The sequence below is a fragment of the Pantoea sp. EKM21T genome, assembly GCF_011800405.1.
Taxonomy (GTDB): Bacteria; Pseudomonadota; Gammaproteobacteria; order Enterobacterales; family Enterobacteriaceae; genus Pantoea; species Pantoea agglomerans.
The window spans coordinates 1-22,944 of the sequence record NZ_JAALFV010000010.1 but is presented as its reverse complement, the minus strand read 5'-3'; the positions used below and the strand labels follow the sequence as shown (position 1 = coordinate 22,944).

General features: G+C 53.1%; 16 protein-coding genes. 6 read left to right on the top strand and 10 right to left on the bottom strand.

The window, feature by feature from the left end; genetic code table 11:
• Window positions 1-1,137: a UDP-4-amino-4-deoxy-L-arabinose aminotransferase gene (gene arnB, locus HFD87_RS18725; protein WP_167423780.1), complete on the bottom strand. Its 1,137-nt coding sequence runs from the start codon at window positions 1,135-1,137 to the stop codon at window positions 1-3.
• A gap of 696 nt (window positions 1,138-1,833) precedes the next feature.
• Between arnB and HFD87_RS18720 the strand changes: the two genes are divergently transcribed.
• Entirely contained in the window at window positions 1,834-2,412 is a 579-nt protein-coding gene (locus HFD87_RS18720; protein WP_167423818.1) for a YceI family protein, read from the top strand.
• 22 nt (window positions 2,413-2,434) lie between these two features.
• Here HFD87_RS18720 and HFD87_RS18715 read toward each other — a convergent pair whose 3' ends face one another.
• From HFD87_RS18715 to HFD87_RS18700, 4 genes are all read right to left on the bottom strand, one after another.
• Window positions 2,435-3,220 (bottom strand): anti-sigma factor, encoded by a 786-nt coding sequence (locus HFD87_RS18715; RefSeq protein WP_167423779.1) that lies wholly within the window; start codon window positions 3,218-3,220, stop codon window positions 2,435-2,437.
• Window positions 3,217-3,666 carry a sigma-70 family RNA polymerase sigma factor gene (locus tag HFD87_RS18710; protein ID WP_010257152.1) on the bottom strand — a complete coding sequence of 150 codons (450 nt, stop codon included), beginning with the start codon at window positions 3,664-3,666 and terminating at the stop codon, window positions 3,217-3,219. The genes HFD87_RS18715 and HFD87_RS18710 overlap by 4 nt, the downstream gene beginning before the upstream one ends.
• Window positions 3,667-3,753: 87 nt before the next feature.
• Window positions 3,754-4,290 (bottom strand): tetratricopeptide repeat protein, encoded by a 537-nt coding sequence (locus HFD87_RS18705; RefSeq protein ID WP_010257155.1) that lies wholly within the window; start codon window positions 4,288-4,290, stop codon window positions 3,754-3,756.
• A gap of 144 nt (window positions 4,291-4,434) precedes the next feature.
• Window positions 4,435-5,448, bottom strand: coding sequence for a Gfo/Idh/MocA family oxidoreductase (locus HFD87_RS18700; protein WP_033786442.1), 1,014 nt, complete (start codon window positions 5,446-5,448; stop codon window positions 4,435-4,437).
• 108 nt (window positions 5,449-5,556) lie between these two features.
• Here HFD87_RS18700 and HFD87_RS18695 point away from each other — a divergent pair, with 108 nt between their 5' ends.
• From HFD87_RS18695 to HFD87_RS23090, 3 genes are all read left to right on the top strand, one after another.
• Complete coding sequence (locus HFD87_RS18695; protein ID WP_167423778.1) at window positions 5,557-6,567, top strand: LacI family DNA-binding transcriptional regulator; 1,011 nt, start codon at window positions 5,557-5,559, stop codon at window positions 6,565-6,567.
• Between the two features lie 602 nt (window positions 6,568-7,169).
• Window positions 7,170-7,613: a PACE efflux transporter gene (locus tag HFD87_RS18690; protein WP_033744181.1), complete on the top strand. Its 444-nt coding sequence runs from the start codon at window positions 7,170-7,172 to the stop codon at window positions 7,611-7,613.
• A gap of 234 nt (window positions 7,614-7,847) precedes the next feature.
• Window positions 7,848-8,051, top strand: coding sequence for an Hha/YmoA family nucleoid-associated regulatory protein (locus HFD87_RS23090; RefSeq protein WP_010257166.1), 204 nt, complete (start codon window positions 7,848-7,850; stop codon window positions 8,049-8,051).
• Between the two features lie 537 nt (window positions 8,052-8,588).
• Here HFD87_RS23090 and HFD87_RS18680 read toward each other — a convergent pair.
• On the bottom strand, window positions 8,589-8,801 hold the full coding sequence (locus tag HFD87_RS18680; protein WP_223566314.1) for a DUF333 domain-containing protein: 213 nt from the start codon (window positions 8,799-8,801) through the stop codon (window positions 8,589-8,591).
• 658 nt (window positions 8,802-9,459) lie between these two features.
• On the opposite strand from HFD87_RS18680, the gene HFD87_RS18675 reads away from it, so the two are divergent.
• Both HFD87_RS18675 and HFD87_RS18670 read left to right on the top strand, forming a co-directional pair.
• Window positions 9,460-12,357, top strand: coding sequence for an autotransporter outer membrane beta-barrel domain-containing protein (locus HFD87_RS18675; RefSeq protein ID WP_167423777.1), 2,898 nt, complete (start codon window positions 9,460-9,462; stop codon window positions 12,355-12,357).
• Between the two features lie 40 nt (window positions 12,358-12,397).
• Window positions 12,398-12,715 (top strand): NirD/YgiW/YdeI family stress tolerance protein, encoded by a 318-nt coding sequence (locus HFD87_RS18670; RefSeq protein ID WP_010257173.1) that lies wholly within the window; start codon window positions 12,398-12,400, stop codon window positions 12,713-12,715.
• A gap of 62 nt (window positions 12,716-12,777) precedes the next feature.
• Here HFD87_RS18670 and HFD87_RS18665 read toward each other — a convergent pair whose 3' ends face one another.
• From HFD87_RS18665 to HFD87_RS18650, 4 genes are all read right to left on the bottom strand, one after another.
• Window positions 12,778-14,022 (bottom strand): HlyD family type I secretion periplasmic adaptor subunit, encoded by a 1,245-nt coding sequence (locus tag HFD87_RS18665; RefSeq protein WP_167423776.1) that lies wholly within the window; start codon window positions 14,020-14,022, stop codon window positions 12,778-12,780.
• Window positions 14,019-16,241 (bottom strand): type I secretion system permease/ATPase, encoded by a 2,223-nt coding sequence (locus HFD87_RS18660; protein ID WP_254920086.1) that lies wholly within the window; start codon window positions 16,239-16,241, stop codon window positions 14,019-14,021. Before HFD87_RS18660 ends, HFD87_RS18665 begins: the two co-directional genes overlap by 4 nt.
• A gap of 141 nt (window positions 16,242-16,382) precedes the next feature.
• Complete coding sequence (locus HFD87_RS18655) at window positions 16,383-17,597, bottom strand: TolC family protein (protein ID WP_167423775.1); 1,215 nt, start codon at window positions 17,595-17,597, stop codon at window positions 16,383-16,385.
• Window positions 17,598-17,991: 394 nt separating this feature from the next.
• Window positions 17,992-22,944, bottom strand: a 4,953-nt coding sequence (locus tag HFD87_RS18650; RefSeq protein ID WP_243207489.1) for an Ig-like domain-containing protein, incomplete at its 5' end; no start/stop codon positions are given.

Sequence of the window (22,944 nt, the reverse complement as noted above, 5' to 3'; positions counted from 1 at the left end):
TCAGGCTCCGGCAATGTCATGTAAAGCCTGAATCACACGTTCGACATCCAGATTCGTCATTGACGGAAACAGTGGAATCGAACACATCTGCTGGCTGTTAAGTTCACTGGCGGGAAGACGTAAATCGGGATAGTGCTCGCGATAATATTTATGGGTATGCGCCGCACGGAAATGCAATCCGCTGCCGATATCCCGCGTCTTCAGTGCCTGCATAAAGGCATCGCGCGACAGACCGCAGCGCTGTTCATCAATGCGAATAATAAACAGGTGCCACGCATGCTGATGTGGCCAGTCGGGCAGTGACAGCGGCGTGAACGGCAGCGTGCGCAGCGCTTCAAGATAGCGTTCAGCAATCTCACGGCGGCGGGCAATAAAGCCCGGTAGTTTCTGTAACTGCACCAGCGCAATCGCCGCGCTGATATCGGGCAGATTGTATTTAAAGCCCGGCATCATGACTTCCGCCTGCGGCAGACGTCCCTGGGTCTGACGATCAAACGCATCCACCGCCAGGCCATGAAACTTCAGGCTGCGTATACGTTCGGCGAGAGTGGCGTCATCGGTCACCACCAGGCCCCCTTCCGCGCAGGTGATATTCTTGATGGCGTGGAAAGAGAAAATCGCCGTACCGCGCTGCCCGACCGGCTTTTCGTGATAAGTGGTGCCCACCGCGTGAGCCGCATCTTCAATGATGGCAATCCCACGCTGCTCAGCCAGTTGATAGATTGGCGCGAGATTGGCAGGTGCACCAGCGTAATGCACCGGAATAATCGCGCGGGTGCGGGGCGTAATCGCCTGCGCTATCCGGTCCGGCGTGACCATCAGGTTGTCGGGATCCACATCAATCATCACCGGCGTGGCACCCAGAAGCGTGATCAGGTTCAGGGTAGAGACCCAGGTCATGGACGGCGTGATCACCTCATCGCCAGGCCCGATCCCCATCGCCATCAGCGTGACATGCATTCCGGCAGTGGCAGAGCTTACTGCAATGGCGTGCTGGTTGCCGGTCATCTGAACAAAGGCCTGCTCCAGTTCGGCGCATTTTGCCCCGGTCGTTATCCAGCCAGAGTCAAATACCGCTTTAACAGCAGCCAGCTCTTCATCACCGAATGAAGGCCGGGAAAATGGCAAAAAATCCATGCTAAAACTCCTGCAGATCAAACCCATAAGCTGTCGCGCGTTGTTAATCAGGCACAACGCCAGAAAATAATTGAAATAGCAAATGACTCACAGTCGGCCAGGGTGTTATCGACACCACGCTTTCCCGTTCTGGAATTAAGGTTACCGGACTGCTAATACAAACTACCGTATGAAAGTTAACTGAACATTAAATGAAGAGTGTGAATTGAAATAAAATCAAGGGAGAGCAAGTTAAGGATTTCAGAAAAAGTTCACTATTAAATGGCTAATAATAGCCCTGACCTCAACTCTTTTTGATTTATTGATATTTTGTTTAAAATCAGCAGACTCTGTCAGTCACCAGAGCAGGGTTCAGCTCATCCGGATGAAGTCACTTCTGGAGAGAAAAATTAACACGCTGATATTGCTGGGCTAAATTCAGCCTGCTACTCACAGTATCACATCGAAAAAATAGCGCTCCGCTCATATCAGGAGAATCACAGATTAATAAAGCCGTCTTAATGTATTCTTAATATTTTTCGTTATTAATGTTCTGCCCTTGCAATAATCATTACACTTTGGTGATTCTCAGGTGACAGTCAGTTAATATCTGTCAGATTATCTGTGCCTGTAAGGTAAAAACAGTGCTAAAAAAAGTGAATAGGATCGCGGTTTCAGGCGTTAACGTTGGGTCTGCCTAAAAAAGAGAAAATAGTGATGATGCGTGCCGCCTGTTTATGCACTCTGTTAGCCCTGCTCAGCCCGGTGCTTTACGCCGCGCCGGTAACCTATGCCATTACCCCCGATAAAACGTCGATAGGCCTTTCATGGCGCGCCTTTGGTCACCAATTTTCGCAGGCCAGACTGCAGGGTGTGACCGGTACGGTGACACTCAATCCTGATGAAGACCGTGACGATCATATTGAAGTGACTATTCCGGTAGGAACGCTGGTGGCCTCGAACAGCCTGTTAACCTGGCAACTGAAAAGTAACCTGTTTTTTGATGCAGAGCGTTACCCAAACATTCACTTTGTCAGTAGTCGCTTGGCCTCACTGGGTGGCGGCAATTACCGTATTTTTGGTGTGCTGACGGTTAAAAATGTCAGCCGGCCAGTCGTGATGCTGGCCTCGCTGGACAGCGGAAAGACAATTGATCCGGCTTCAGGTTCGCTGGCGCTACATGCCTCCACCGCCATCTCCCGCTCAGCCTTCGGAATGGATCGGCTGGTCGGGGTGGTTGATGATCGCGTCAACATTGCGCTGGCCATTGCCGCGCAGGGCAGAAAGCCGCTGTAACGGTAACCGCTGAAGGGTCCGATTAACTGAGTGCTGTCTGCAATGTTTCCGCTGTTGCAGCCAGTTGAGCCGGTGGGTTGCGGCCAATCAGCACATATTGATAGCCGTCACGCTTCCACCAGGCCAGCTGCATGCCATGGCGCTTTTCATGGGCGATGGGATTCGCGCTGTCCGGCTCAGGCGAGATACAGAGCGCCATCGGGCCATAATCAGCATGCAGCCAGGCGATTTGTGCAATCGACGTCCGTTCGTAGCGCAGGATCCGCACCATTTTCAGTTCAGCCCCTGGCAGGCTGAGTTGCTGTTGATGCAGCTGCAATCCTAAATCGAGTCGGGTACGGTCCAGCCCCCTTTGCAGCATGGCGGCGTCATCAGGTGTGTCGGCCAGCGTTTCAGCACTGTAGAGCGACATATAACGCGCCTCCAGATCGCGGATATTCTGGCTTTCATCTTTCTCATCATCTTCCGGTCTTGCCAGGAAACCGATGCTGCTGCCCACCAGCAAAAAGCTGACAGACGCAGCAATCAGTGCCCGACGGCTGTAGCCTTTGGCTGGCATTGACTCTGGTGCCGTGATGGCTGCCAGTTGCTGTGCCATTCTGGCCTGCGGTGCCTGTTCCAGCAGCGGCGCAAAAGCCTGTTCAAAATCGAGATTACTTTGCTGTAAATGCTCAACCCGTGCCGCCAGTTCGGGATCCCCTGCCATCGCCTGCTCAAACTGCACGGCTTCCTGTGGCGTCATCTCACCATCCAGCCAGGCAACGATTGCCTCATCGCGCCACGGTGGCGTCAAAGTTTCCCTGTTCATCTCCGTTTCTCCTGCGGTGCGGGCGAGGTCGCCGGCTGTCTGGCCAGCGTGGCACGTGCGGCGGCCAGACGGCTCATAATAGTGCCAATGGGAACCGAGAGCGTCTCTGCCGCCTCCTGATAGGTCAGACCTTCGACATACACCAGAAACAGTGCATTACGCTGCGCCTCGGGTAAGGCGTTAACCTGTAGCATAATGCGCTGGAAATGGCGGTTGTCGTCGCTGTTGGTGTGGTTATCTGCGGCCAGCAGCGCATCGGGATCCACGAATCCCTGTCCCTGCCGGACCTTTCGCGCCCGTAAATCACTGGCCCAGATGGAGTGAAGGATCGAAAAAAGCCATCGATCAATGCGTGTGCCCGGCGTGAACTGCGCGCTGCGTTCCAGCGCGCGTACGCAGGTTGACTGCACCAGCTCTTCTGCCATGTCACGGTTGTGTGACAGCACATAGCCGTAACGCCAGAGCCGCGTCAGATGTTCCGCAAGATGCTGACGGATGTCACTGTGAGTGATTTTTCGCTCCTCCCTGCTGCATCAGACCTCGGGGTGGCCATTGATCGCGGCCTGCAGATCGCGATATTCCTCGCAGTCTGTGCCACAAATCCCGGCAATGGTTTTTAACTGTTCGCGCGCCAGATCCGGACGCCCTTTGATCATCCAGGCTTCGCCCAGATATTCACGCACTTTAGCGTAACGGGGATCAAGTGCAATGGCGCGCTGATAATAGCCAATGCCCTCGTCCGTGCGGCCCAGTTTGCGGGTAGCGTAACCACGATAGTTCCAGGCTTCGCGGGTATCCTGATTTTTCAGCGTATCCAGCAGGTTCAGCGCCGCCTGATATTCGCCCTTTTTCGCCAGATGCCATGCATAGCGGGTTTTATCGTCGTCACTCAGCTTGCTGGTCTTCTCAGGCACACAACTTTTAGTGTGACTGTCATAGACCTGACCTTTGGGGCAGTCAGGCGTCTTTTTATCACTGTCATTGTCGCCCATCGCCATACTCAGCGGAGAGTGCAGCATCAGCAGCAGTGCCGGAACGGCAAGCAGAGAAAAACCAGAACGCGTTGTCATAATTTATCCTTATCGGGTCTGTGAGACAGGCGATAAAGCCCGCCGGATGCAGTCCGCTAGCGCGGCGCTGTACGGTAAACAGCTCAGCGCCGGTTTCTATTCGATAAAAATAAAATTATTTTTTTGCCAGGGTGCCACGCTGAATCAGAACGGTAGTTTTTCCACCGCACAGAAACGCCGTTCCGCCAGGGAGATCACCGCAGCTTCCGCAATCGCCTGGGCTTTCAGTCCATCCTCAAGGCCAGGAAGATCGTCAACCTGCTCACCGTTCAGCGATCGGATAAACGCATCCAGATGAGCATAGTAAGTTGGCTGCACCCGGCTGAACCAGTCGGGCAACAAGCCTGGCTGCTGAATCTGCGCACCCTGATAGCAGCTGACGCCCCGCTGTGGCTGAGAGGCTGATTCCAGCATCCCGTGCGGTCCCATCACACTGATGCGTTCATCGTAGCCATAGCCGGTGCGGCGGACATTATCGAGTTGTGCCAGCGCCCCGCCCTGCAGCCGCAATAGCAGCGTGCTGGTGTCCACGTCGTCAAATTCGCTGATCGAGGGCAGAGCCAGCGCTGCACCCATCGCTGCCACCTCTGTCACCTCCTCTTCAGTCAGCCAGCGCAGCAGGTCAAAAAAGTGGATAGCCTGATCGCGCATCTGTCCTCCGGACGCCTGAAGATAGGCCAGCGGCGGCATGGCTGAGGAGCGGCAGACCATCTGAATCAGTTCCGCCGGGCCGATCCGCCCCTGGCGGAGTTGTTGCTTCAGCTGCTGATGGCTGACATCAAAACGGCGATTAAACCCTACTGTGACCGGCACGTTGTAGGGGAGAACATTAGCCACGGCAGAGCGGGCCCGCTCAAGAGAGAGATCGACCGGTTTTTCACAGTAAATAGCTTTACCGGCGCGGGCTGCGGCTTCCAGTAAGTCAGCATGGGTCGGCGTCGCGCTGGCGATCAGCACCATACCAATCTGCTCATCATTTATCGCCTCGGTGACAGACGCGGCCCGGGCACCAAAGCGGGTCGCAAAGGCGGCGGCGCGCGCGGGATCCGCATCCGCGACCCATACCAACTCAACTCCGGGGTGCGCCTGAAGATTCGCGGCATGAACTTCACCAATAAAGCCACACCCCAGCAGGGCAACACGTTGCTTTTTATTCATTTTTTTGAACTCCATCATAGTCCGGCAGAAAGATGCATCTGCAGGATAACGCTGCGTTTTACACTGGCGGCACGGTGTTTTGAGGTGTTTACCTCACAGGAGAGCGGCATGTCGCTGAAAGAGGTCGCCCGACGGGCAGGTGTGGGACTGGCAACCGTGGATCGGGTGCTCAATGAACGTGGCGGCGTCGCGCCGGAGACGGTTCACAGGGTGCTGCAGGCAGCACGTGAAGTCGGGCTGAAGCGGATCCTGCCGGAGGAGCATCGTCATCCGTGGCAGATAGAACTGCTGCTGAGCAGCAACGATTCGTTTTTCTTTAAGCAGCTGGCACAGGATTTTACTGAGGTTGCCTCGCATCTGGGCTATCGCCGGTTAACGCTGCGCCGCACTTTTGTCCCCGAGGCTCAGCCAGAACGTCTGGCAAAGCTTATCAGGCAGGGCGGTGAAACGCGGGATGGTCTGATCGTTTTTGCCCATGAACATCCGGCGATCTATGAGGCGCTGGACCATTGCCAGGCGCGTGGCGTACCGGTGATCTCGCTGGTCACCGATTTACCCGGTGCCGCCCGGCTCTGTCATGTGGGGATCAATCAGTTGCAGGCAGGACGTACAGCCGCTCAGCTGATGGGCAAAATGCTGCATCAGCCCGGTGAGGTGTTGATGGTCAGTGGGCACCGGGATTACAGTGCGCATCGTCAGCGTATTGAAGGGTTTCGTGACCTGATAACCAGTCGGTTTCCCCATCTTCAGTTACGTGAAGTTCTGGCCGCCCAGGAAAATCGCGACACCCTCAGTAAGTTGCTGGAGAAGCAGCTGGTACAGAGCGGTCATCTCCAGGGCATTTATAACACCGGGCTGGGGAATACCGAGATCGGGCAGGCGCTGGCACGACATCGTCGGCTGAATCAGTGCATCTGGATTACTCATGAGCTTTACGCCACCACCCGCACGCTGATGGCGCAGCAGAGCGTTGCGCTGACACTGGATCAAAACACCCGGCAGCATGCCCAGCTCGCGCTGCAGCTGATGCTGAATTATCTGGAGCAGGGAGACAAACCCGATATCTACATTAACGGAAAAGTGGATTTCATCATTTATACGGCAGAAAACTGTCTATAAAGATTGCCCGTTGTGTCATATCCACCGGTAAAGAAATATGCTTTACCTGCCGTCGATCATTGCATTCAGCACTATTTCCCGCGCGAGACAGTGCCCGGGAAAGTGGCTCACTGGCTCAGAAGTGCATAGAAAATAGCCTGCCACAGATAATCTGATCGCAGTGACAAGCTGAAACCGCCCCTTTATGTCAGATAAAAAATCTAACTATCATCTAAATATTAAAAGATAAATCTATATATGCATTTTTTATGGTTTTAATATTCAGATGCAGGCTGATGACGTTAATATCGTATCCGACTGAACAAACAGCGAAGTGAAACGGGTGAATTAATGTGCGACAGAGGTGCGGAAACAGAGCAGGAATAACACTCGCAGTCCTGAACGGTTAGCCATTAAAAGCGTACTTTGCAGAGTTGATCAATATCAAAACTTAATGGGTTTTTATCGTCATATTCCTATTGGGTTTCACTTTCTGCCAGGTTGATGCTAAGTTCTCGTCGGTTTAAAACAGGGCAGTATGAAGAACCGTTTCACTGATATTACGGCCACCCTGAATTTTTCCTGCGCCAGTTCGGTGCCTGACTAATTAATGAGCGTATGATTTGGAAAAGTGTTTATATCCGGTGCGTACCAGAACTGAGAGAGTGCTGCACGCGGTGGTATTCGAAGTTGTCGCTAATGTGCTGGTTTTCTTTATCCTGATTATTTTTACCTCCGCAGCACCATCGCAGTCGTTGTTGCTTACATTGGTTTCATCAACTCTGGCTATGGGATGGAACTACCTTTTCAACCTGATGTTTGACAGTGTTCAGCTAAAAACAGGATTTAAAAAGAACTTGCGAGTGAGATGCCTCCATGCCGTTCTGTTTGAGGCGGGTCTGTTATTAGTGTTAATCCCCTTTGCAGCATGGTGGCTGGATATTACGCTATTCTCAGCGTTGAGACTTGAATCCGGACTGGTGCTATTTTTTCTGACCTATGCTTTTCTGTTCAATTTGTTATGGGATTGGGGAAGATCAGCAAAATCAATGAAGATATTAAATTAATGTATCATGCCATTAAAATTTACTTTCAGAAGTTAACCTTTCGCTTAGCCGGCTAATGGAACTTCGCGTGCGAGTGATCGCGCCCGAATGTATCCGATGCGTAAGGAAACAAGTATATCTGGTGTCAGGAGCCGCTTACTCTCGCCTGGCAGCATTGATATAACGGCGCGTCTGCATAAATTAAGTTCAGACTGCGTATAAGCTCATTTCACAGGTTAAATCAGCAAGAATATTATGGACAAAGTCTACTATCTGAATAAGTTAAGGAACTGCCCGTCAACCGATATTCTGGATATCGTAACAAGCTATATGCGGAAAAAACTTCCTGGTGACGATCTCTCTTCATTTGAAGGCGCTTACGATCATCGTAAAGCCGAACTAATAATGAATGAAACCTACAGTGAAGTTCCTTCAGAAGTATGGAGACTGGTGTGCTGAGGCGTAAAAAGGAGAGCAGGATCACTCATAACCCATTATCTGCTGAGGGCTGATCACCCTGCAGATCATCAATTCCTGATAATCCTGGCGCGATGCATTTTGATCTCCGTCGGGCAGAATCGGTGAACAGATAAATCAGAGCATCACCTTTAGTGCTGTGATGCTCTGTCATTCTCAACAAACGCACGACATAAAGCGCTGTAAGAAATAGTAAGACAAACCTGCCAGACCACTGTAAACCGTTTTAAATATGACGCCAAAACTGGCTTCATCTGTTGTATTCAGAAAAGCTCGTACAAATAATGCCTTCCGGACTCACATGACTACGATAATGATTATCTGTTCAGGCGATATGCTGCCAATATAGCTCATGATCCACCAGCACCGATCCCGGAACGGCAAATCGTGTCAGGGTGATAAAAAAAGCTGCTCAGTCGTTAAGCAAGGGTGTATTAAGCTGATTCAGACGATGCAATACCATTAAATTTAAATGTTGTTCGCCCGAACAGGGAGCATGCAGGCGAACAAAACGGGAATTCATTTCAGATGGTCACGATGATACAGAGCCCACTGCTCAATCCTTTCTCCAGAGGGTAGCAGGCAATAGGTTGTTATACCTGCCGAAGATTTTTCCTGGACCTGCTGACCACCGCGATTAACGCAATATTCACTGGCTGGATTACGCATTGTTAAACGCTGCGGTTCCTTGCTGTGCGGTGTGCAGGCGATAAGTAGTGAAGCCAGTAACATCAGTGAAACTCCTGCTAACCTGTTTGTGACGGTCATAAAACCTCTCTTAACCTTATTTTTGTGAATTAAGCATTTACCCTCCAGTGGTGTGATTAAGTCTGATAGCACAACAACGACTTTATCAGGAATCCTCCTTTCTCCTGCCACATGTTAACCTCAGGGGTGACAATCATCATATTTCCATTCTGCCGTCCACTCTGGACTCACCACTGCTGGTAGCGATACATAATTATAGCGTGCTGCCACTAAACCCGCGCTTAACAACCTCACGCGACACATAAGCAGATAGACCTTTAATGCAGTGATTAAAAAATGAATAAAGCCAAAATTAGAATGCATGTGAAGATAATTAACAAAAACCCCATTATTACAATCGATGCATTATCTTAATTTTTAATGGAAATTCATCGCGAATAGGGCATCGCCTTTAACGTTTACTTAAAACAGGCACACTTGCGATGCCTTTACATAAATCCTTTTCCCGCTGCATAATCCCGCAACATTTGTATGCGCACTGCCATTAATGGGATCAATAAAACCTACAACTTATTGGTATCGCTTAAATATCGCTGCTGCTTAACACCTGAATAACAACTCACGATTCAGGTGCCATTTAACGATCAGACTATCAATAAATTCTTAAGGAAGAGTGACTGAGATGAATAATAAATTCCCGCGAAATAAAATCGCAAAAGCATTAATGCTGGCAAGTGGGATGGGGGTTGTGCCTCTGATTAGCTATGCTGCAGTCATCGGAAGCCAGACAGGCAATGAGATCATCTTAACTGATGGCACCACGCTGATTGCCGACCAGTCATCTGGCGACGGTTATTATGGCATCCTGGTTAATGGCGCTACCGCCGCAACGGTTACCATCGGCAGCGGCAGCACAGTTCGCGTGACAGATGCTGAACGTTATGCAAAAGGGATTTTTATTGAAGCGGCAAACAGTGAATTTACTGCAGATAAGTTAACCCTCAACGTTTCCGGTAAAACAGCGGTCGGCATTGAGTTCGGCGGAAAAAATGTAACCGCCAGTTTAGGATCAGGTTCCTCGGTCACCACGGTAGCATCAGGTGATTCTTTCGCCGAGGGCGTCGTTGTCAGCAATAGTTCCTCGCTGCAGGCAAATAACCTGCAAATAAGCACCCAGGGCACTGGCGGAACGGCTCTGCGCGTCAGTGGTTACGGAAGTCACGCCAGTCTGGGCGACGACAGTAATTTACAGACGAATGGTCTTAACAGTAATGCCGTTCAGGTTGATAACCTGAACGGTGAGTCGATTAATGGCGTGGCCACGTTGAAAGCAAATGCATTGACGATCAACACCCTTGGCAATAATTCGCAGGGTATTAATATCCAGGATAATGGTTCGGTTGATCTGGGCAGCAACTCGACCATTATTACCACTGGGGATCTTTCTGCTGGCATCTGGAGCTGGGGTGAGCTGAAGGCCGATCATCTGACAATCAGTACTGCGGGTGAGACCTCTGCAGGTCTGTCAGGCCGTGACAACAGCCTCTCAAACATTGGTGCTGGTAGCGTGATCTCCTCTGATCAGACTGGCGGCATTGTGGCTATGGGCGACAATGCCATCGTTAACTTCATTGGTAGTGAAGAAGAACGCAATACGGTCTATTCAGCAGGTTTTTATGGCGTATCCGCACAGTCAACCGGCGCAACCATTAATCTGCAGAACACCGATATTATGATGAAAAATGTGGATACCATGACCCTGGGTATTTGGTCCACAAGCGGTGGCACAGTTAACGGTGATGCAATGACCATTACCGGTCCGGAGAATGCTACAGGTGTCTACGCCATGGCTGGTGGTAAAGCGAATCTTACGGGTGATCTGACCATTGATATGGGCTCTCCGAATGGGATAGCCATGGCTACGCAATATGATGATGGTTATGCAGCAGGTGTCATCACCACCGACGGAAAAGCGCAGATCGTTGGTAGCGTTTTATCCCGGGCCGGACTCATCGACCTCAATCTGACATCGGGTTCACTCTGGTCTGGCAGCGCCAGCAGCGATAACGTCAATAATGGCCATCTGAACGTTAATCTGACCGACAGCACCTGGAATGTATCGCGAACATCCAATGTCGATAATCTGACATTGAGTAACTCGCTGGTTGACCTCTCTGCAGCCTCGGATGACGCAACCTATTCAACATTGACTATCGCCAACCTCAGCGGCAGCGGCGACTTCGCCTTGCGCACCAATCTGGCAGGCGATGGTGCTGGCGTGAATAACATTGGCGATAAAGTTGTGGTGACAGAGAGTAGTTCCGGTGATTACGGTCTGACCATACAGAACCGCGGCAGTGCCGTCACCACTGGCAACGAAGTACTGACTGTGGTTGAAACGACTGATGGCATCGCCACCTTTAAAGGTAACGCCGACGTGGAACTTGGTGGCTATGTTTACTCGGTCAATAAGCAAGGCAACAACTGGGTACTCTCCTCACCTAAAGCACCAGAAACCCCTGAAGCAGATGATCCGGCCGTTATCCCTGCGGATGAGCCTGCCGCGACTCCTGCTAATGAGCCTGCCGCGACTCCTGCCAATGAGCCTGCCGCGACTCCAGCCGATAACGGTGGCACGGCGCCTGCCGGGCAAGACAACGCAACTTCCCCTATTACCAGCACGGCCAACGCAGGGGCTAACTTCCTCAACACTGGCTATCTGATGAACTATGCCGAAATGCAGACGCTGATGCAGCGTATGGGTGATGTTCGTCAGGGTAAGACAGCCGGGAATGTCTGGCTGCGCGCTATAGATGGACGGTTCAGCGGCTTTGATAATGGCAAGCTGAGCCGTTTCAGCCTGAACTACACCGGTTATCAGTTTGGGGTCGATAAACGTTTGTCCGATGAAATTCCGATCTATCTGGGCCTGTTCATGGGGGTAACTGAAGGATCGCCTCATTACCAAAATGGTAACGGCAACATCCGTTCTGAGCATTATGGCTTCTACACCACCTGGGTAAATGATGCCGGTTTCTATGTTGATGGCGTTGTGAAAGTCAACCGGCTAAGGAATCAGTTCAATGTTCACGATACACAGAATAACCAGGTATCCGGTAACGGTGTCTCTTCAGGTCTGAGCGGATCGCTTGAGGCGGGCAAAAAGTTCAGCTTCTCTGATCGGCTGGCAGGTTTTTATCTTGAACCACAACTACAGCTGACAGCAGGTCATCAGGATGGTGCTTCCGTAGGTGCGTCTAATGGTCTCAATATCACACTTTCAAGCTACAAATCACTGATGAGCCGGGCAAGCGTGCTGGCAGGGTATGAAATCAATCAGAGCAATTACAAACTCAACACCTATGTAAAAACGGGTGTAATGCGCGAGTATGCCGGGGATGCTGCTTATGCTCTGAACGGATCAAATGAACGTCTTTCCTTTAAAGGAAATGGCTGGAATAACGGCGTCGGCCTGAGTGCCCAAATCAGCAGCCATACGCTCTTCCTGGAGGCCGATATGGTAGACGGAAAACGTTTTAACCAACGTCAGGTTAATGCTGGCTACCGTTTTAGTTTTTAGAATCAACGTGCAGCAAGCGCTCGTATAACAGGAGGTGTTAATGAAAAAAACATTATGGATGCTGCTGGCCTTGATCTGCTCAGGATCCGCTTTCGCACGGCAGGAGTCCACCATCGCAGAAGCAAAAAACATGCGAGACGAACGTCATGTTACCCTTACCGGTACGATTAGTGGACGGGCTGACGATGACCACTACTGGTTACAGGACTCAACGGGTCGTATCCGTATTGATGTCGACGAGGATGACGAAGACGACAACGGCTTCCTTATTGGTAAAAAGGTACGGATAACGGGTGAGGTAGATCGCGATGACGGCCATAGCGAAATCGATGTTGATCGGCTCTTCATTCTGAAATAATTCCGGACTTCTGTGTAAAAAAGCCAGCTATAGCGCTGGCTTTTTTACATTCAGGGCAGGTTTTACTTTTCGCGAAACGCTTCCTGTACGCGCAACAGAGGACGCAAGAGATATTGCAGCAGGCTCTTCTCGCCCGTACGAATATCAACGGTGGCCGTCATACCGGGAATCACACGTAGTTCCTGACTGCCGCTTTTCGTCAGCGTATTATTTTCCGTTAATACCATCACCCGGTAATAAGTATCATCGACGCCTGGCCTGCGGGCAGCTTTACTCTCCTCATCTTTTAGCGCGCCCGAACTGATACTTTGAACATGTCCGGTCAGGCCGCCATAAATCGAATAGTCATAGGCAGAAATTTTTACCTCAGCTTCCTGACCGGGCGCCAGAAAAGCCACATCAGAGGGCCGGATACGGGTTTCCACCAGCAGCTGGTCATCCAATGGTGTCACCTCCATTATTGCGGCACCAGGCTGGATCACACCGCCAAGCGTATTGATTTTAATACTGTTAACAATGCCTCGTACTGGCGTGCGGACTTCAGTACGCTCAAGCGTATCATGGCGGCCATGGGCAGTTTCCTGCAGGCTTGTCATCTCAACATCGACTTTGGACAGTTCATCGTTAGCCTCGTTACGGTAGCGGTTTTTTCGCTCGGTAATTTGCAATTCGGCATCATTCATCTGACGCTCAAGTTTCAGAACCTCAGTTTTTGACAGCAGCGATCTGGCTGAGAGCTGTCGCGCCATTTCAAGCTCTTTCTGCAGCAATGTTTTTGACTTCAGATAGCCTTCAATTGACTCATTTACCGCCCTTTTGCGTAGTTTCCAGGCATCGGTTTCACGGGTAACCAGTTCAGGTACTTTCATGACCTCTGGCGGGAACACAAGCTCGCTGCCGGTCGCTTCTGCTTCAAGACGCGCGGCCTGGGCTTTCAGTGCCAGCAGGCGGTTAGCGCTTTCGCGGAAGGAGGCTTCGGCGCGCGTGGGATCGATTTTGGCCACAACCTGACCTTTTTCAACCGTATCGCCTTCATGCACCATTAACTCCTGCAAAATACCGCCCTCAAGGCTTTGCAAAACCTGTTCGCGGGAACTGGGAACAATTTTGGCTGACCCGGTTGTCACCTCTTCGATGTTGAAATTGGCGGCCCAGACGATTACCAGCACCATTAACGCCACGCTGCCCCAGGCAATAAATAGCCAGCCTTCCCAGCGATCCTGACGGGCGGCCCTCACCATGTCACTGGCTGTATGTTCGGTCAGGCGCTTTTGATCAACGTTTTTATCAGGGGACAGGCTGCTCATACTGTTACCTCGCCAGATTGTGGCTGACGCTCTGTGCTTATCTCAACGCCAGCATGTTTCGCTGCGTTACGCAGCACCGATGCGGCCGGGATCTTCCCGCTGTTTAATAAACCGATAATCTCTTCACGCGGCCCATCAGCTACTTTGATGCCTTCATCCATTACAATCACCCGATCAACATATTTCAGCACTGCAGGACGGTGGGTCACGATAATCACGGTTCGGCCTTCCATTGCCGGGATGAGCGCCTGCAGGATAGTGCGTTCCGACCCCATATCCATCCCCGATGTAGGTTCGTCCAGTAGCAGAACATCCGGATTCGACAGAATGGCGCGAGCCAGGGCTATCGCCTGCTTTTGTCCACCGGAAAAGTTTTCACCACGCTCACTGACAGGCATACCAAAGCCCATGGGATGGGCCGCGACAATATCACTCACCCCGGTCATTTTTGCAGCGGCCATCAGTTCTTCGTCGCTGGCGTAGGGTGCTCCCATCACCAGGTTGTCACGCAGCGAACCATACATAAAACGTGGTTCCTGATTGACCAGCGCGATACGCGTCCGTAATTCCACCGGCTCGACCTGGCCTATATCTACGCCAGCAACGGTGATCGTGCCTGTTGTGGGTGGATATAGCCCAACCAGCATGCGCAGCAGCGAAGATTTACCGCTGCCCATTTTGCCCAGTATGGCAACCCGCTCGCCCTGACAGAACCGGACATCAAGCTGCTCAACGATGGCCGGTAAATCGTCTTTATAACGTAATGAAACGCCTTGACAGACAATCCCGGTCTGGCTGCCCTGGGGAAGCTGCACATAAACCTTCTCATTATCGCGTTCAGCAGGGGCCTGCATCACTTTATTGAGGATGGCCAGCGAGGTTTTTGCCTGCTGAATACGCAATCCCAGCGCGGCAAGCGTTGCTATGGGCATTATGGCGCGCCCCATCAGGGTCATAGTGGCAATGATGCCTCCCATTGAGATATCACCATCACCGACCAGATAAGCACCCCAGACCAGCAGAATAACGGTACCAAACTGCTGGGTCGTCTGAATGACGCTTGAGCCCATAGTGGCAAGGAACCGCGATTTCATATTCACTGCAGAGAGTTTTACGCTGGCAACATCGTGTTTAGAGGCGACCAGGTTTTCAGCACGCAGAACTTTAATGGTTTCAAGATTATCCAGTGATTCAATAACCAGACCGTAACGGTTACTGCCTATTTTCATTGACTCTTCAGCGTGGCGTTTCAAAGGGATCTGCATCAGCAGCACCATCGCCACGATGACCACTAATATCAGGATCACACACCAGACCAGTGGCCCGGCAACCAGATGGATTACAACCAGGAAGAGTAAAACAAAGGGTAAGTCAGCAACCGTCGTTAAAGCGGCTGACGTAGTAAGCTCGCGGACGCTGTCAAAGCTTTGCATGACATTGCCAAATGCACCGCTGGATTGGGCTCGACCCGACATTTTGCCGTTCAGCACGTGACGAAAAAGTTGTGCGCCCAACACCAGATCGATCTTTTTACCGGCGCGATCGGTAATCCAGGCCCGACCCAGCCGTGCAGCCAGTTCAAACAGCAACGCCAGACTCACGCCGATAGCCATCGTCCAGAGTGTTACGTAGGTCTGGTTAGGCAGTACCCGGTTATAAACCGTCATGGTGAATACGGACATCGCCAGAACGAGCAGGTTAATAACGACTGACAATGCGGCGGCTTCAAAGATATAACGTTTGAATCCCCACAAAGTATTCCAGAACCAGTGCCCTTTACCGACATGGACAATGTCATCGGCACGATGATCAAGATAAGACTTAGGTCGCAGCAGCAGCAACTCGCCGCTATAGTGCTGAGCCAGGCGAGCGAAATCGACCTCAACAGGCTGGCTGCCCAGTGCGGGATCGATAATGGCGCACTTCTTTTCGCTACACTGTGTCAGCACGCAGTAGCCCGTTTCCAGACGCATGATGGCGGGGAGAACAAAGCTTTTCACATCCGTCAGGTCAATCTTCTGCCAGGCAGCACTCATGCCGCGGCTCTGCAGCGTGCGCAATGCCCAGTCATTCTGGGCGCTGATATCAGCGTCTGGTGGAAATGCAGGCATACCCACACGTAAAGCATTTAGCGTAAGCCGGACGTCAAACAGGCGCAGTGCGCTTTGCAGTGCAACCAGCAAAGTCTCCTGCGTATCTGATGGCGATCTGGATAACACTCTGTTTTCAGCATTCAGTTCAGAGCCAGCAGGCTCAAATTGTATATCAGTCACAATGGCGTCCCCTGGACAACTAATTCATTCTGGTCTGGCGGCAAAGCATGACAGCGGCCAGAAATACTCGTTTTTACGTCAGCGTGATTAGTGCACCGCTTCGATGGTATTCGCTGGTAAAGCGTTAACCTTCTGCACCAGTTGGCTGGTTTTACCCAGTGCCGCAACGATGTTCCATTGCGCAGCCAGATACTGCATCTGCTGCTCCTGATAACTTGCGAGACTGGTGTAATAGTCGGTAGCAAACGAGATTAAATCCGTTAACGGGCGCTGCCCCGCGAAGAACTGCACTTCCCCCGCTTTCCAGGTTTTCAACGCGGTTTCTGACTGTCTCTGTAATGCATTGAGCTGGCGTTCACGAAGCGGTAAGGAGACCCACAGCTGATCCAGCTGCTGTTTCAATGTCCGGAGTGTTGCATCCTGATCCGCCTCTGCAGCAATGAGTCGATGAGTTTCAGCTTTAGCATTTGCCCTGCCAGCCCCACCATCCCAAAGATTGATATCGCTGCTCACCTGTAACGTCACCGCTTTAAACGGTTCCATTTCACCGTTGCGCTTTGGACTGTCCATACTCAGTTGCACACTCCATTTCGGCCTGTTCCACTTAGAGGCCAGATCCACTGCGGCTCTCGCTTCTTCTTTACGCTCGCGTGAGACCGCCCAGTTGGGATTTTCTTTCAGTACCTGTTGTGCCTGTGCCAGTGACGCGGGCAACAGACCCGCTTTTTTCAGATCGGGCAGGCCTCTGGTGATAACAATCTCGTGGTTCAGCAGCGAGCTGAGTTGCTGCTGCGCTTGTATATAGGTGGTGTAGCTCATTTCACGACTGGCAATCACGGAATTGAGGCGAGTCGCAACCTGATTGATCTCAGAAGCTCTGCCGCTATCAATACTGGCAATATTCTTTACCCGATTAAGCAGATCCTGCAGTGCGTTAATTTCTTTATCCAGCACAGCGACAACTGTGGCATTAGTGGCTGCAGAGGTAAAAAGAGTAAGCACCTGCTCGTTGAGATTTTCGCGCGTGACATTTACCTGAGCCTGCTGCATGGAATAAGCAGCCTGCTTTCCGGCAACGCTCGCATCAGTACGTCCGTGATCGTAAAGTAATTTACTTACAGTGATATGCGGGGAGACCGGGTTATTCTCATAACCGGGTTGACCTGAATATCCTGATGCGCTGATACCCGTGCTGACCTGAAAACCATCAGCGGCTTTTGCCTGATCGATATCATACATAGCACCGGTGCTGTTTGATAAAGCAGACTTTACCGACGGATGGTCGGCTGTCATACGAATCATTTCAGTAAAGTCCGTTGCATGGGCATTTAACAGGGGATTAAAAAATAGCAATCCCGCAATTAAACCATGCAGCGAACATCTGGATTTTGTAGTAAACAAGTTTTTTTTCATAGTTAACTCAAAATAACAAATAAAGTGGGATGGCTAATTTTCTCTGTCGCTAATTCAATCCTGCGACCGGAACTGTTTTAACCGTCCGACATGTCATATGGCAACGTTAATTCTGCAAAAAAGAAATATTTAGGTTTTACATGCTGCTCACATGCCTTTATTTATTTTTTTCATCTGCACAATCAGATCTGGGGCTCACCTGATGGGCCTGCCTTAAACAGGCCCATCAGGTGAGTTTGATGTAAAAAAAAGCTGGCGATGACCGAAGTCATCGCCAGTTCTATCAGATAACGTTTAAGCCATGCTGGATTAACAGCTTGACAGTGGTGTCATCATTATTGGTATAGACGTCATAATTAACGCCATTTTCAGTTTGTGCGGCCGAAGCCGTCCATTCTGACTTTCCAATATTAACGGTATCAGTTGCATTACTATTGTTTGAGCTTCCCACATCTCCCGTAATATGTAATGTGTTCGCTTCACTACCATTATCTTTAGTAATTTCGAGCACATCGCTGGCGCTGATAAATAATGTCTGCGCCGTGTTATTACCCAGATGGATAGCTTCAATTCCACTAATTTTGCCTGATACCGTTCCGAGTTCTAAATCGTTATTAGAATCCCAGACCAGCGTATCGTGACCTTCTCCTCCTTTCACACTGCTAAAATGAGTACTGTTAATGACGATAGTATCATCGCCCTCTTTTGCATCGACGGAATTCGCGCCGCGTGCATCCAGTACATCATTACCTGAAGTGCCATTAAGATCGTACTGAGCAGGTTGATACTCAATATGCGTCGATCCCGTTTCAGACGTCAGTCCCAGTGTCTCGTTCAGATCAACTAAGCGGCCTTTGATTGCTGAGCCATCGCCGTCGCCCACGCCCTGATCGGTCCAGGTCACGTAGAGCTGACCGCCCGCCAGGAAGGTCGCATCGACTTCAACCTGCTCACCATAGGTCAGCTGGTTGATCTGGATCTGCTGGCCCACTTTATTACCCGCAGCATCAAAGTACTGTGCGTAGATACCGCTGGTACCTGCACCCGGCGCGATGTCGGTTGTTGACAGGAAAACGGCAATAAAGCTGCCGTCAGCCTGACTGACCACCCTCGCCATGTGCTGATCGCCAGCCGTCGTGGTGTTGATCAGGAACTCGCTGGTCAGCGCCGTACCGTCTGCCGCGTAGATGCGGCCCCAGACGCTGTAACCATTCTGATCCGGTCCGCTGGTATCGTTAGAGTCCCAGGTCACCACGTAGTTACCGTTTTGCAGCGCACTGACTGCGGATGACGCCTGATTGTTAGTCAGGGTCTGGTTCGCTACGAAGCTGCCTGTTACAGCATGCGTTGACGGATCATAAACTGACACACCAACATCATATCCGGTGGCTTTAATCGCATAAGTAATCGCAACCTGGCCATTTTCCAGCGTTGTAACAGATGGCAACGGCTCCCATTCAGGAATGATGGCATTTGCGTTCAGGGTCGTGGTTGCCAGCACGGTCTCCGCCGTGACCGGCGTGCCGTTTGCGTCATACTGACGGCCATAAACCGTCCAGTTGCCGTTCAGGCTCGCTTCCCAAACCACCAGATAACCGCCGTCTTCCAGCGAAGTGATCACCGGAACGCGCATTTTGCTGGCGGCGGTGCTGGAGTCCACATTGTACTCTGCGCCATTAGTCACGACGCCGTTCACGTTACCCGCACCGTCGTAGCTATAGGTATAACCCTGACCCTTGATATGCGCACCGGAATCCGTGCTCCACACCACCTGGAAAGTGCCATCTGACAGCACGGTAACCTGCGGCGTGATCTGGTCGCCCGCTGTGGTGGTGTTCACCGTGAACTCCGCCCCGACCGGCTGACCTTTCGCATCCAGCAGCTGACCCTTGACGCAGCTGCCGGAGCCGTCTCCGCTCGCCGACTGCCACACCACGATGGCGCCGCCGTCCGGCAGGCTGGCTACCGACGAGACCGTCTGCGCTCCCGTGGTGGTGGTGTTCACCGTGTACTCGGAGTAGAACGCCGCATCCACGTCAATCACGATACCTTCAATGCCGGTTCCCGAACCGTCCACGTTGTCCGACTGCCACGTCACGTATACGCTGCCGTCCGCGGTCAGCACGGCGTCAAAGATGTGCGTTGCATCCACCGAGTCGCCACCGGTACCCTGGTTGCCGCTCGTGGTGGTGTTCACCAGGAACTCGCGTCCCACCCTGTTATCGTTCGCATCAAAGCGCTGTGCGTAGATGGCCGAGCCATCCCCGTCGCCGCCTTCAGAGCCCCAGATAAGCAGGTAGCCGCCATCATCCAGCGCCACGCCGACCGGCTTATACTGCTTGCCGCTGGTGTAGCTGTTGACGATGAAGTCACCGCTGCCGACCAGCGTCAGCGTTCCGGTGGCGGCATCCACGCGGTAGTGCACTGCGCGGATGTCAGAGCCGCTGGTGCCGCTGTCGCTGCTGTCCCAGAACACCACGATGCTGCCGTCGTTCAGGGTGATAACGTCCGGATAGTTCTGGGAGCTGTCCGTGGTGGTGTTCACCTGGAAGTTACCCCCCAGTGGCGTGCCGTCTGCGGCAAAAATCTGCCCGACAACCCCGCTGCCGCTGGTGTCACCCGGACCGCTGGTGGCGTTCCACACGGTCACGTACATGCCGCCGTGCGCCGCATCGGTAAAGGCCGCCATTTCCGGACCGCCTGAGCTGCCCATGCCCTTGCCGGTTGCCACCGTCACTTCGCCCGTCACCGGCTGGTTATCCGCCCCGTAGCTGCGCTGCACGATGCCTGTGCCCTGGTCTTCCCAGCTGATGATGTAGCCGCCGTCGGCGGTTGCCATCGCACCCGGACGGTTCTGCGCACCGCTGTAGGTGGTGTTCACCTGGAACTCGTCGGTCACCGCCTGGCCGTCGGCGCCGTAGCGGCGCGCCATCACGCCGTCGCCGCTGTTGTCCAGTCCGTTAACGTTGGACTCGTAGACAATCAGAAAGCCGCCGTCGGTCAGCGCTATCACCTGCGGGCTGTCCTGATTGTTGGCCGTGCGCTGGTTCACCTGCTGCTCGGTGCCGATTTTACGTATACCGTCGGCCTCAAAGAGCTGCATGTAAACTTCGGTGCCGGAGACACCTGCGCCCTGCCACGTCACCACGATGCGGCCGTCCGCCAGCCGGGTCGTCGACGGGTTAAGCTGGTCTCCAGTGGTGGTAGTGTTCACCTGCATACTTTCATTCAGCAAGCTATACGTAGCCAGTGCAGATCCCTGGAAGGCCACTGTATCGCCCTTGTTCCCTGCTGGATCGATAGCGTAGATCTCTCCTGACTCGCCAGCTGAGATTGGGTTAGGTGCTATCACCCACTTACCCTGCTGATCGGCTACTACGCTATATTCCGTGCCGTTCTTATCGACAATGACAACCACAACGCCAGGCTCAGTAACACCGCTCAGTGACTCCTCTGAGTTTCCTGAAATCCCAACGTTAGGCGCTGTGATATCGATAATAAAATCCCAGCTACTGCTGATTTCACTGACGTTACCTGCAGCATCCGTTGCCGTCGCCGTAATACCGTGTGTCCCTTCCAGCAGGTTAGTGGTCGGCGTATAGCTCCACTCACCCAGTGCATCTGCCGTCACTGTCGCAAGCAGGATGCCATTGTCATAAAGCGTAACCAGCGAGCCTTTTTCCGCCTTGCCGGTAAAGGTCGGCGCCGGATCGTCAATGACATTACCTGCCACTGGTGAGGTGAACTGCAATGTACCGACGTCATCCTGTAATGACTGGATGATCACTGGTTCTGGCGGTGTGGTATCCACATTCAGGGTAAATTTCGCCTCGCTGCTGTTGCCCGCCGCATTGGTTACCGATGCCGTAAAGACGTGCTCACCGTCTGCCAGCTCCGCCACCGCGAATGTCCACACGCCGCTGCTGTTTGCCGTGCTGCTGCCCAGCACCGCGCCCGATTGGTCGCTGATGGTCACCACCGCGCCCGCCGCCGCCGTGCCCTGCAGCTCCGGCGTGCTGTCGTCGGTCAGGCCGCCGTTCAGTACCGCGCCGGTGATGCTTCCCGCATCGTCGTTCGCCTGGTCAATGCTCAGCTCCACGCTGCTGCTGTCCAGCCTGAAGGTCGCGCGCTCGCCGCGGGTTTCGTTCCCCGCCGCGTCCGTCACCTTCACCTGCCAGCTGTAATCGCGGTCCGTCAGCGTGCCCAGCGCCAGTGTCCAGTTGCCGTCCGCGTCCGCCACCGTGCTGCCTGCCGGCGTGCTGCTGTCGTCCAGATATACCGTCACCGTCGCGCCCGCTTCCGCCGTGCCCTTCAGCACCGGCGCGCGGTCGTCGGTTACCCCGCCGCTGGCGACTTCGCCCTGCACCTCACCCTGGGCGTCCATCAGCGCCGCCACGGCCGCCTCCGGTGCCACGGTGTCCAGCACCACGTTAAACGCGCCGGTCTCCGCCGAGGAAACCCCCGCCGCGTTCACCGCCGTCGCCGTCAGGTCATAGCGGCCGTCCTCGCCCAGCGCCGCCGTGGTAATGCTCCAGCGGCCGTTGTCATCCGCCACGCCCGACCCCGCGTTTACCCGGTTGCCGTCCGCATCAGTGGCCCACACGATGACCGTCAGTCCCGCGCCCGCGGTGCCGTTCAGCGTCAGCGTGCCGTCGTTGGTGAACTGGCCCTTCTGCAGGAAGCCGCTGTCCGCATCCTCGCCCTGGCTGTAGTCGTCCACCACGTTTTCAATCGCCGGCTGCGCCGGGGCGCTGGTCAGGACGCTGAAGTCCCACGCCGCATCCGCCGTGCCGCTTACCTGCGGGCCTTCATTGCCCGCCGCGTCCACCGCCGCGACCGTCAGGGCGTGCGCCCCGCTGCTCATCGCGCTGTCCGGCGTCCAGCTCCACTTGCCGTCCGCCTCTACCGCTGCGCTGCCGATCAGCTTGCCACTGTCGTAGATATTGACGTAACTGATGTCTGCGGTAGTCGTGCCTGAGTAGGTCGGACGTGCATCGTCAGTGACAGAGCCATCTTCAATCTTGCCCTGTACCGGACCGACGTCATCTGTCAGTGTGATGCTGTCCGCCACTAAACCCGATGTCTGGTTATCCGGCACCGAGGTGTCAACGGTAAAGCTCCAGTCGCCGTCTGCCTGCGGGCCCTCATTGCCCGCCGCGTCCACCGCCGCAACCGTCAGGTCGTGAGAGGTGCCGTCCGCCATATCCTGCTCCGGCGTCCAGCTCCACTTGCCGTC